This window comes from Pseudomonas sp. PA-4-8C (genome assembly GCF_021606625.1).
GTDB lineage: Bacteria > Pseudomonadota > Gammaproteobacteria > Pseudomonadales > Pseudomonadaceae > Aquipseudomonas > Aquipseudomonas lactis.
On sequence record NZ_WKCD01000168.1, the window covers coordinates 1 to 11,900 of the forward strand.

Consider the following 11,900-nt stretch of genomic DNA (forward strand, 5'->3'; position numbering starts at 1 on the left):
CCTCAAGGGCATGTGGGTGGATGAGCGCTACACCTTGCTCACCGGCAACAACCTCAACCCTCGGGCGTTTCGCCTCGACCTGGAAAACGGCTTGCTGATCGACGACCCTCAAGGCCAATGGCTGGAGCCGCGAAGCGCCGAGCTTGCGAATATTTTCCAGCACACCACGCGTATCCAGGGTTACCAGCAATTGCAGACACTGGTGGATTACCCGCCCGCTGTCGGCAAATTCCTGCGGCGTGTCAGCCGGGTGCGGATCGAGCGCTTGCTGTACCGCATTCTCTAGCCGAGCAACTTATCGGCAAAAAAACACCCGGGCCCTTGGACAGGGACTGGGTGTTTTTTTGTGCGCGGCCGTTAGTTCAAACCCAGCTTGCCACGCAGGGTCGAGAGGTCTTCGGCCAGGGTATTGACCGGGCCGACCAGGGCCTTGCGGTCGTTGTCCTTGACCTTGTCATAGGTCTGGAAGCCGCCATCCTTGGTTTTATACTTGGCCAGGATCTTGTCGACGCTGGCAAAGTTTTTGTCGACCTTGGCCAGGAAGGCCTGGTCTTGCTGCCCGATCTGGCCACGAAACAGCTCGACGATTTTTTTCGCGCCGTCGATGTTGCCCTGGAAGTCGTACAGGTCGGTATGGCTGTAACGGTCTTCTTCACCGGAGATCTTGGTGGCCGCGACTTCTTCGAGCAACGCAGCAGCACCACCGACGACTTTCTCCGGCGGGAAAGTCAGGCCATCGACGCGGGTCTTGAGGTCATTCACATCGGCGTTGAGCTTGGCGGTCAGCGCTTGCAGGCCCTGGGTCGAGTTCTGCGAGAACAGCGCGTATTCAATGCGGTGAAAGCCGGTGAAGTCTTCGGCCGTCACGCCTTTTTCATGGTCGTCCACACGGGAGTCGATGGAGGCGTCGAGGTCGCTGAACAGCTCGGCGATCGGCTCAATGGACTCATAATGTACGCGAGTCGGCGCATAGAGCTTCTTGGCCGTGGCCAGGTCGCCCTTATTGATGGCGTCGGTGAACGCCTGGGTCTGGGTGACCAGTTCGCCGATTTCTTCGGTGACGTAGATCTTGTAATCCGACACCGGGCCCACCAGGTCCAACGGCGCAGTAGCGGCGAAGCTTGCCAGTGGCGAAAGGCTGAGTAACAACAACGCGATAGACGACTTCTTCATGGGAGACATTCCGCTCTGGTGTGTTTTAGGTCTTGGCAGGATTTTGAGAGTGCGTTGCCGCGAGCAGCGTGCGCCCGATGAAATCCTTAGGGCCGGTGACCCCGGGCAACGTGAAGAAATACCCGCCACCCACGGGCTTGAGGTACTCCTCCAGCGGCTCGCCGTTGAGTCGGGTTTGCACGCTGATAAAGCCTTTCTCCAGGTCAGCCTGGTAGCAGATGAACAACAAGCCCATGTCCAGTTGACCGTTTTTGTTGACGCCGTTGGAGTAGTTGAACGGCCGCCGCAGGATCAGGTTGGCCTGGGTCTGCGGGGTGCGCGGGTTGGCCAGGCGGATGTGGGCATCGAGCTTGGTCAACTTGCCTTCCGGGTCCTTGCTGTAGTCCGGGACCTGGGTTTCATGCTGGCCGTCCATGGGCGCGCCCGTGGGTTTGATACGGCCGATGATGCTTTCCTGTTCTTGCAGCGGGGTGCGATCCCAGCGCTCGACAAAGTTACGGATGATGCGCACGGCCTGGTAACTGCCATGGGCGGCCCAGGCCGGTTCGTCGCTGGTGGGCTGTACCCAGACGATTTGGTCCATGGCCTTGTCATCGTTGGAATTGGGGTTGGCCGAGCCATCGCGAAAGCCCAGGAAGTTGCGCGCACTCTGCGCCGGTTCGCCGGGCTTGGACGGTGCCTGGGGCGGCACGCTGCCTTCTTGCTTCCAGCGCACCAGCAGCAGGTCGGGCAGGTTTTTGACGATGTCACGCAGGGCGTGGATATTGGTGTCCGGCGTGTTGGAGCTGAACTGCAGGCTCAGGTCACCATGGCACTGCGCCGGTTCCAGCGCATCGTTGGGAAAGCCGACCATGCGACTCAGGCGCTTGGGCTTGGCCGCCGCTAGGCCAAAGCGCTCATCGAACAACGATTCGCCGACTGACACGGTGATGGTCAGGTTATCGGGTGTGACCACCGGGCCGAGGATACCGGAATCGGTGGGCGGCAATTTCGGGTCGACCTGGGGCACGGTGCCGCCCGTCATCAGGAACGCGATGCGCTCATTCAGGGTGCGAAACAGGCGTTCCAGGTCTTCGCGGTCGCTGGCCAGTACATCGAACGCCACGACCATGCCGCAGGCCGGGCGCGGGGTGACGATGCCGCTTTGGTGCTTGCCGAAAAACGCCTGGTGGTCCTGGGTCTTGTCGCTGCGCGGGGCCGTGGTGACTTGCTCGGCCACTGCTGCCATCGCCGGGCAGGACAGGCTGCTGCCGGCAATCGCAGCGCCGGTGGCCGCCATGCCCAACAGGACGCGGCGACGTTGGAGGTCAAACTGTTCTTTATCACTCATGTATGCGGTCGTCTTCACTGCAGGCCGGAAAGGCCAAGGGCGGGGTCGATTCCATCGAGTGCAACGGCCAGTGCCTTGGCCTTGTCGGCGATCTGCTTGCGCTGATCGGCTGTAACCTTGTCGTAGGTTGGGTAGCGGTCATTCACCTTGAGCCCGTTGAGTTCGGTGTCGAAGGCGCCGAGCGCGCTGTCGATAGTGGGCAATAGGTCTGCGGTGGACTTGCCCAGCAACGGGCGCATCAGGTCGACCACTTTGCGCGCTACCTGCAGATTGGCGGCAAAGCCGTTCAAATCGATGTGGCTGTAGCGTTCCTCTTCACCGCTCGCCGCACGCACGTCCGCCAGGCTATTGAGGTTGCGCACCACAATGCTCACCAGTTGCTCCGGTGGCAGGGACTGGGCCAGTAACTGTTGCTTGAGCGTGGTGACGTCGGCCACCAGTCGTTGCGCGACCGGCGCCAGGCCATCGAGGCTGTGCTGCTGGAACAGGCTGTATTCGAGGCGGTGGAAGCCGCTGAAGGCGGGGTCCTGCTCGCGCTTTTCAAAGTAGTCGGCGCGGGCGTTGATCGCGTTATCCAATTCGGCCAGGCGTTGAGAGGCAGGCGCCAGGCGCTGATACGCCTCACGGGCCGGCACATACATGGCCTGCGCCTGGGCCAGATCACCGGCGGCGATGGCCTGTTGCAGCGCCGTTACGGCCTTGACCAGGGCACTGCCTTGGCCGCTCAGGTATACGCGAAACTCCGACAACGGGCCGATAAAGGCCACCATCGACGGCTTGGCCTTAGCCTGGGCGTCGGACTCTGCCGTGGGCGTGACATGCAAGGTGCCACGCGGGTTGCTCAACAGGCCACAGGTAATGGCGTAGTCGCCGGGCAACAGGTTGGCGTTGATCACCTGGCTCAGGCCTGGGGCAATATTTTCCCGTTCCTCGACCACCAGCACGCCGTCGAGGATTTCCCACTCCACCGCACGGTCGGAGCGGTTGATGATACGAAAGCTTGCGCGCCCGGCCGGCACGGTGAGGGCGTTGGGCTCGCAGGCGTGACTGTGAATCGTGACCGCGATTTCATTGTGGTTGGTCTGGCGCTTGGTCGCGGCCAATTGCGAGGCGTAGTAGAACAGGCCACCGGCGGCGATCATCACCACCACCGAGCCAGCCACGCCCCAGCGCAAGGCGCGGGACGGCGGGGCCGATTGAGGGGTTGGGTTGGACAAGAGACGGTCCTTACTGGCTGGAAACGGAAGAGGTGTTGGCAGCGGGCTGGCTAGGGGCCGAGGGCAGGAAGAACATCACCAGGGCCACCACCAGGTAAATCACATAGGCGCCCAGGGTGCTGACAGTCGGCGCCTCCTGGTAACCGAACATGCCGGCCAGTACCGAACCGAGCGGGCTGTCCATGGGCAATGCGGCACTGAAATCAAACAGCACGGTCTGCCAGTGATTCCAAACGCCGGCCTCATGCAGGGCCTGCACCGAGTTGGCGAGAATGCCGGCCGCGACCACCAGGATGAACAGGCCGGTCCAGCGGAAAAACGCGCTGAGGTTCAGGCGCATGCTGCCGGAATAGATCAGCAAACCCACGACAATGGCCAGGACCAGGCCGAGCAGGGCGCCAATCGGAGCGCCTGGACCCTCGCTCTGCTGGAACACGGCCAGCAAGAAGAACACCGTCTCCAGCCCTTCGCGGGCCACGGCGAAAAACACCATGGCAATCAGGGCGAACACCTGATGCCTGGAGCCGGCCAGCGCATGGTCGAGGGATTCATGCAGCGAGTGTTTAATCGAGCGCGCCACTTTGCGCATCCAGAACACCATGGAACTGAGGATGCCCACGGCCACCAACCCGACGACACCTTCAAACAATTCCTGCTGCTTTTGCGGGAATTCCGCACTGACCAATTCCAGGCCGCCGCCCACCAGCAGCGCCAGCGCTGCCGCAAGGAATACGCCGATCCAAACCGCAGGCATCCACTGGCCACGCCCGGTCTGTTGCAGGTAACTGGCGATGATGCCAACGATCAAGGCGGCTTCAATGCCTTCGCGCAGCATGATTAAAAAAGGAACGAGCATCGGGCACCCAGGCGCAACTAGTTAGGGAGCTAATTTGTAACATAATGATACTCATTGCTAAACAAGAAATATTGACCTTTGCTGAACGTGGGCTGAACAGTGGTGGCGAAGCGCAACCGCCCTTATGATGCAGGCCAACCACACCGCAGCCGGACAGCTCAACGCCCCATGTCGGAAAAAGACACCATCTCCATCCACCTCGTGCGCGAAGCGTTGTTGCACAGTTGCGCGCCGGGAGCCGCCACCGTTGAGGCATTGAGCAAAGTCGGGATTGCCCCGGCGTTGCTTGAGCAGCCCGACGCTCGCGTGGCGGCCACGGCCTATGCACGCCTGTGGCGCTTGCTGGCGCGGCGCAGGGACGATGAGTTCTTTGGCATGGACCCACGCCCACTCAAGTCCGGCAGCCTGGCGTTTCTGTGTCGCGCCGCCATGGCGCAACCGAGCCTGGCTGCGGGCCTGGAAACCGGCTTGGGGTTTCTCTCGCTGATGCTGGAGCACCTTCCGGCCCAGCTGGTGCGCCAACAGAGCCTGGCGGAAATTGTCCTGCTCGAGCCTGATGAGCCCAAGCGTGCGTTTACCTACTTTACCTATTGGATGATCGTCCACGGCGTCGCCTGCTGGCTGGCGGGGCGGCGTATTCCGATCCTCGCCATTGAACTGCGCTGCGCTCAGCCGGACTTCTGTGACGATTATCAGGTGATGTTTTCTGACAACCTGCGCTTTGATCGACCACGCACCCGCATGATCTTTTCAGCCGACTGCCTGGACCTGCCGATCAAGCGCAGCCCGCAGGAGCTCCAACGTTTTCTCGCTCATGCACCGGCTAACATCCTGGTGAAATACCGCGACCCGGAAAGCCTCGCCACGCGCATCAAGCACGACCTTCGGCAGATGCCCCCCGACACCTGGACGGAAACCGAAGGGCTTGCCGCCAGGTTGTGTATTTCTGCGTCCACCCTACGCCGCCGCCTGGCGGAAGAGGGGCAGACCTACCAGGGGCTCAAGGACAGCGTGCGCAAGGAACTGGCGATTGTGTGGCTGGCTGAACCGCAGATCAGCTTTGCCGAGATCGCCACGCGGTTGGGGTTTGCCGATGCGAGTTCGTTTTATAAGGCGTTTCGTAAGTGGGTGGGATCGAATCCGGGGCATTATCGGAGTTTGATTTTGAGCGAGACGAGTCGCCTCTAACTTCCACCCTGCGGGATTAGGATGTTTCTCACTTGATCGTTCCCACGCTCTGCGTGGGACGATCGGTGGCAAAAAAAAGCCCCACGACCGAATGGACCGCAGGGCTAAAAATTGGCTGGATGCGACCAACCAAAGGAGCTCTTTACCTCACTGGTTGCTGGCCACCACCGTATCCGGCTGCCAGCCACCACCCAACGCCTTGTAGATCGCCACAATGCCGCGATACAGATCCACTTCGGCCTGGGCCTGGGAATCTTCGGCGGCCAGGCGTTCGCGCTGGGCGTCGAGCAGTACCAGGAAGTCCACGGTGCCTTCGCGGTAGCGGATCGCGGCGAGGTCGGCGGCGGCGCGGCTGGATTCGCTTTGGCGGATCAGCGAGACCAGGCGTTGCTGGCGCTTGCCGTAATCGCTGAAGGCGTTCTCGGACTCTTCCAGGGCCAGCAGCACTTGCTGTTCGTAGGTTGCCAACGCGCCATCGGCTTCGGCATTCGCGCCACGCAGACGAGCACGCACGCTGCCCAGGTCAAACGCTGCCCAGGTGATGCTCGGGCCCAAAGACCAGGCATTCGCGGCGGCCGAGCCGATCTGCGAACCGCGCCCGGCAGTGAAGCCGAGGAAGCCGCTGAGGCTCACCCGTGGGAACAGGTCGGCCTTGGCCACGCCGATACGTGCGGTGGCGGCGGCCAGTTTGCGTTCGGCGCTGAGGATGTCCGGGCGCCGTTGCAGCAGTTGCCCCGGGTCGCCAATTGGCAACGCCTTGGCAATCGCTGGCAGGTCTTTCGGGCTCAGGTCCACGCTCAGCTTGTCGGGGCGCTGGCCGAGGAGGGTGGCGATGCGGTTGCGCTCGCGCACTTGTTCGGCCTGCAGTTGCGGCACGCTGGCTTCAACCGCTGCCAGGCGGGCGTCGGCGCGTTCGACGTCGAGCTGATCACCCACGCCGTCGTCGCGCAGACTGACGGTGATGGTGCGCGATTCCTGCTGGTTCTTCAGGTTGTCCAGGGCGATGCGTTCACGCAGTTGCGCGCCGCGCAGTTGACCGTAAGCATCCACCAGTTCGGCAATCATGGTGACTTGCAGTTGGTACAGGTCGGCTTCGGCGACTTGTTGGTCGGCGTCGCTGGCTTCCAGGTTGCGACGGATACGCCCGAACAAATCCACTTCCCAGGCCATGTCCAGGCCCAGGTCGTAGCGCTCGCTGTTGACACGCTTGGTGGTCTGCCCTGGAATCTGGCCCTTGCCCACATCGCTGCTGGCCCGGGAGGTGACCACCGGCATGATATCGTTGGCCGCATCATCACGGATGGCCCGTGCCGCCCGCAGACGGGCGAAGGCCACGCGCAAATCACGGTTGCCGCTCAGGGACTGGGTCACCAACTGGTTGAGGGTCGGGTCGTCAAACTGCTGCCACCAGATGCCTTCGTATTTGGCATGGTCGTAGCTTTTGCTGTCGGCGGCGGCCGTGATGTTGGCCGCCTCCAGTTGCTGGGTCTTGTAGTCCGGGCCTACGGCACAGGCGGCGAGCGCCAGTACCAGCAGGCTCGGCAGGAATATTTTCACACTCATTGCTGTGTCTCCAGCTTCAAGGCCTTGGCCGCTTTGCGCGCTTCACTGCGCTCGACATAGCGACGGATCAGTACGTAGAACACTGGCGTCAGCAACAGACCGAAGAAGGTCACACCGATCATCCCGGAGAACACCGCCACGCCCATGGCATGGCGCATCTCGGCACCGGCACCGCTGGAGAGCACCAACGGCACCACACCCATGATGAACGCGAATGAGGTCATCAGGATCGGCCGCAGACGCAGGCGGCAGGCTTCCAGTACCGCAGCGAGCGGGTCGAGGCCTTCCTGCTGTTTATCCTTGGCGAACTCGACGATCAGGATCGCGTTCTTGCACGCCAGGCCCACCAGTACGATCAGGCCGATCTGGGTGAAGATATTGTTGTCGCCGCCCGAGATGATCACCCCGGTAATGGCCGACAGCAGCGTCATCGGTACGATCAGGATCACCGCCAGTGGCAGGCTCCAGCTTTCGTATTGGGCCGCGAGCACCAGGAACGCCAGCAGTACGCAGAGCGGGAACACGAACAGCGCGGTATTGCCTGAGAGGATTTGCTGATAGGTCAGGTCGGTCCACTCGTAGGTCATGCCGTTGGGCAGTTCATCTTTGAGCAGTTTTTCAATCGCGGCCTGGGCCTGGCCAGAGCTGTAGCCCGGCGCGGCGTTGCCGTTGATTTCTGCGGTGATGAAGCCGTTGTAGTGCATCACGCGGTCCGGGCCCGAGGTGTCGCTGACCTTGATAAAGGTCGCCAGCGGGATCATCTCGCCTCTGTTATTGCGCACTTTCAATTGGCCGATCTGGTCGGAGTCCTGGCGGAACTGCTGCTCGGCCTGCACGTTGACCTGATAGGTACGCCCGAAGCGGTTGAAGTCGTTGGCATACAACGAACCCAGGTAGACCTGCAGGGTGTCGAAGATGTCGCTGATCGCCACGCCGTGAGTCTTGGCCTTTTCGCGGTCGATGGCCGCGTCCACTTGCGGCACGTTGACCGTGTAGCTGGTGAACAGGCCGAACAGTTCAGGCACGCCGTGGCTCTTGGCGATCACGTTCTGCACTTCTTTATACAGCTCGTCATAGCCGAGGTTGCCACGGTCTTCGATCTGCAGGCGGAAGCCCCCGATGGTGCCCAGGCCTTGTACCGGCGGCGGCGGGAAGATCGCCATGTAGGCCTCTTCGATATTGGCGTATTGGCCGTTCAGTGCACCGGCAATCGCACCGGCGGACATGCTCGGGTCTTTACGCTCATCGAACGGCTTCAAGGTCACGAACACGATGCCGCTGTTCGGGCTGTTGGTGAACCCGTTGATCGACAGGCCCGGGAAGGCAATTGCAGCTTCCACGCCGGGTTGTTTCAGGGCGATCTCCGACATGCGCTTCATTACGTTTTCGGTGCGGTCCAGGCTAGCGGCGTCGGGCAGTTGAGCGAAGGCCACCAGGTATTGCTTGTCCTGGGCCGGTACGAAACCGGTCGGCGTGTGGGCAAACCCGAAGAACGTCAGCACCATCAAACCTGCGTAGACGAACAAGGCAATACCGCTGCCGCGAATCACTCGGCGTACGGTGCCTACGTAGCCATGGCTGGCCTTTTCGAAAAAGCGGTTGAAGGGACGGAACAGCCAGCCCCCGAAGACCTTGTCGAGGAACTTGGAGAAACGGTCCTTCGGCGCGTCGTGGCCGCGCAGCAGCACAGCGGCCAGGGCAGGGGACAAGGTCAGGGAGTTGAACGCCGAGATCACGGTTGAGATCGCGATGGTCAAGGCGAACTGCTTGTAGAACTGCCCGGTCAAGCCACTGATAAAGGCGGCCGGAATGAACACCGCACACAGCACCAGCGCCGTGGCGATGATGGGGCCGGTCACTTCACTCATGGCTTTTTCGGTCGCCGGGAACGGCTCAAGCCCCAACTCGATATTACGCTCGACGTTCTCCACCACCACGATGGCGTCGTCCACCACGATACCGATGGCCAGTACCAGGCCAAACAGTGACAGGGCGTTGAGTGAGAACCCGAACAGGTGCATCACCGCAAACGTACCGATCAACGATACCGGCACCGCCACCAAGGGGATGATCGAGGCGCGCCACGTCTGCAGGAACAGGATCACCACCAGCACCACGAGGATCAGTGCTTCAAACAGGGTATGCACCACCGCTTCGATGGAACCGCGTACGAAGATGGTCGGGTCATAGGCAATGCGATAATCCATGCCCGCCGGAAAGCTCTTTTTCAGCTCGGCCATCTTGCTGCGCACATCGTTGGAGATGTCGATGGCATTGGAGCCGGGACGCTGGAAAATCGGAATCGCGACGGCGGGCTGGTTATCGATCAGCGAGCGCAGCGCGTATTGGCTGGAGCCCAGTTCGACCCTGGCGATGTCCTTGAGGCGCGTGATTTCACCGTTGGCACCCGCGCGAATCACGATGTTCTCGAACTCTTCTTCAGTGACCAGGCGGCCCTGGGTATTGACCGACAACTGGAAGCTGGTGTCGCTCGGCGCGGGCTGGGCGCCCAGGGCACCGGCAGCCACCTGGCGGTTCTGCTCGCGGATCGCCGTGACCACATCGGTGGCGGTCAGGTTGCGCGAAGCGGTTTTGTTCGGGTCCAGCCACACGCGCAGGGAGTAGTCGCCCATGCCGAACAACTGCACGTCACCGACACCGCCCAAGCGGGCCAACTCGTCCTTGATATTGAGGATCGCGTAGTTGGACAGGTACAACATGTCGTAGCGCTGATCCGGGGAGGTCAAGTGCACCACCATGGTCAGGTCGGGGGAGGCCTTGTCCACGGTAATACCGATGCGCGTCACTTCCTCTGGCAGCTTGGGCTGGGTGCGCGTCACACGGTTTTGCACCTGCACCTGCGCGTTGTCCAGGTCGGTGCCCAGGGCGAAGGTGATGGTCAGGGTCAGCTTGCCGTCGGCGGTGGACTGCGAGGACATGTAGAGCATGTTCTCGACGCCAGTGATGGCTTGCTCCAACGGCGCGGCCACGGTTTCACCGATGACTTTGGGGTTGGCCCCCGGGAAGTTGGCGCGCACCACCACGGTCGGCGGCACCACTTCCGGGTATTCGCTGATCGGCAACTGGAACAGCGAGATCGCACCGGCGATCAGGATCAACAGCGACAGCACCGCTGCGAAGATCGGCCTTGATATGAAGAACTTGGAAAAATTCATCTTGAGTATCCCTTAACCGCGTGGAGTCGCGACGCTTGCGAGCTTGGGCGCGGGTTTTTCCGGCGCCACTTGCTCCAGGTTGCTGGCTTCAAGCGCTTGTCGTTGTTGGGCCAAGGCGGCGAGGGTTTCCTTGCTGGCCATCGGGATGGTTTCCGGCGCGACCGGCGAGCCTGGGCGCACACGTTGCAGGCCCTTGACGATCACGGTGTCGTCCTTGGTCAGGCCACTGCGCACGATGCGTAAACCTTCGATTTTCGGCCCCAGTTCCACCGCGCGATAAGCCGGCTTGTCGCCGTCCATCACCAGTACGAATTTCTTGCCCAGGTCGGTGCCGACCGCTTCGTCATTGATCAACACGGCCGAATAGGTGCCGCTGCCGACCAGCTTCAAGCGCGCATACAGGCCAGGGGTGTATTCGCCCTTGCTGTTGTCGAACACCGCACGGCCACGGATGGTGCCAGTGGCCGGGTTGACCTGGTTGTCGACGAAGTTCATCTGGCCCAGGTGCGGGTTGCCGGTTTCGTTGGACAGCCCCAGGTACACAGGGGTGGTTGCGCCACGCCGGCCTTCGCGGGCCAGTTCGGTGTACTTGAGGAACACGCGCTCATCGGCGTCGAAGTAGGCGTAGACCTTATCGGTGGAGACCACGCTGGTGAGTGCAGTGGTATCGGCGGTCACCAGGTTGCCGGCGGTGATTTCGGCACGGCTGACGCGGCCACTGATGGGCGAGGTCACGCGGGTGAAGCTCAGGTTCAGCTTGGCCAGGTCCAACTGCGCCTGGATCCCGGCCATGGCCGCGCGGGCTTCCTGGGCGGCGGTGGTGCGCGAGTCAGCCAGTTCGGCGGAGATCGCATTGCTCTGGCGCAGGCGCTCGCCACGTTGCGCTTCGTTTTCACTGCGAGTGGCGGCGGCTTTGGTCTGCGCTAGCTGGGCTTCGAGGCGGCGCACTTCGGCCTGGAACGGGCGAGGGTCGATCTGGAACAGCAGGTCGCCTTTCTTCACCAGCGCGCCTTCGGTGAACGCCACCTGGTCAATCTGGCCGGACACTCGCGGACGAATCTGCACGGTTTCCGGCGCTTCAAGGCGCCCGGTGAACTCGTCCCATTCGTTGACCGGTTGTTCTAACACCTTGGCCACGCTGACCTTGGCAGGAGGCATGGCGGCCGCTTGTTCCGGGGACTTGCCGCACGCGCTCATCACCACCACGGCCAAGATCGCCAAGGGGAAGCGCAAATGTTTGAGTGACTGTTCCATGAGGTGCATCCGCCAATGTATTTGAGATGGGCGGATCATGCGCGGGGAGGTGCTAGGTCACGAATCGAATGAAGCAAAGGTAACTATCATTCGGAATGATATAAGCGCGGAGTCAGCCCTCTAGCATGGGGGTTTTGTTAGGG

At 61.7% G+C, this 11,900-nt stretch carries 8 protein-coding genes and 1 pseudogene; 2 read left to right on the plus strand and 7 right to left on the minus strand.

The window, feature by feature from the left end; genetic code table 11:
• Window positions 1-286 (plus strand): annotated as a pseudogene (gene pssA, locus GIW04_RS20715) (CDP-diacylglycerol--serine O-phosphatidyltransferase); the annotation flags it as partial.
• Window positions 287-357: 71 nt separating this feature from the next.
• On the opposite strand, the gene efeO (GIW04_RS20720) reads toward pssA, so the two are convergent.
• From efeO (GIW04_RS20720) to efeU, 4 genes are read right to left on the minus strand one after another with little or no spacing between them, the layout of a single operon-like run.
• Entirely contained in the window at window positions 358-1,173 is an 816-nt protein-coding gene (efeO, locus tag GIW04_RS20720) for an iron uptake system protein EfeO (RefSeq protein WP_003191077.1), read from the minus strand.
• Between the two features lie 25 nt (window positions 1,174-1,198).
• On the minus strand, window positions 1,199-2,503 hold the full coding sequence (gene efeB, locus GIW04_RS20725; RefSeq protein WP_120248198.1) for an iron uptake transporter deferrochelatase/peroxidase subunit: 1,305 nt from the start codon (window positions 2,501-2,503) through the stop codon (window positions 1,199-1,201).
• Between the two features lie 14 nt (window positions 2,504-2,517).
• Window positions 2,518-3,720: an iron uptake system protein EfeO gene (gene efeO, locus GIW04_RS20730; RefSeq protein WP_120247998.1), complete on the minus strand. Its 1,203-nt coding sequence runs from the start codon at window positions 3,718-3,720 to the stop codon at window positions 2,518-2,520.
• Between the two features lie 10 nt (window positions 3,721-3,730).
• Window positions 3,731-4,576, minus strand: a complete 846-nt coding sequence (efeU, locus tag GIW04_RS20735) for an iron uptake transporter permease EfeU (RefSeq protein ID WP_034135558.1) — start codon at window positions 4,574-4,576, stop codon at window positions 3,731-3,733.
• Between the two features lie 168 nt (window positions 4,577-4,744).
• Between efeU and GIW04_RS20740 the strand changes: the two genes are divergently transcribed.
• Window positions 4,745-5,764 carry an AraC family transcriptional regulator gene (locus tag GIW04_RS20740; protein WP_120247999.1) on the plus strand — a complete coding sequence of 340 codons (1,020 nt, stop codon included), beginning with the start codon at window positions 4,745-4,747 and terminating at the stop codon, window positions 5,762-5,764.
• A 147-nt stretch (window positions 5,765-5,911) separates the two neighbouring features.
• On the opposite strand, the gene GIW04_RS20745 is transcribed toward GIW04_RS20740, so the two are convergent.
• The 3 genes from GIW04_RS20745 to mexE are packed head-to-tail and all read right to left on the minus strand — an operon-like array spanning window position 5,912 to window position 11,757.
• Entirely contained in the window at window positions 5,912-7,327 is a 1,416-nt protein-coding gene (locus tag GIW04_RS20745) for an efflux transporter outer membrane subunit (RefSeq protein WP_120248000.1), read from the minus strand.
• Entirely contained in the window at window positions 7,324-10,503 is a 3,180-nt protein-coding gene (locus GIW04_RS20750) for an efflux RND transporter permease subunit (RefSeq protein ID WP_094775327.1), read from the minus strand. The genes GIW04_RS20745 and GIW04_RS20750 overlap by 4 nt, the downstream gene beginning before the upstream one ends.
• Window positions 10,504-10,515: 12 nt before the next feature.
• Window positions 10,516-11,757, minus strand: coding sequence for a multidrug efflux RND transporter periplasmic adaptor subunit MexE (gene mexE / locus GIW04_RS20755; RefSeq protein ID WP_034135660.1), 1,242 nt, complete (start codon window positions 11,755-11,757; stop codon window positions 10,516-10,518).
• Between the last annotated feature and the right edge of the window lie 143 nt (window positions 11,758-11,900).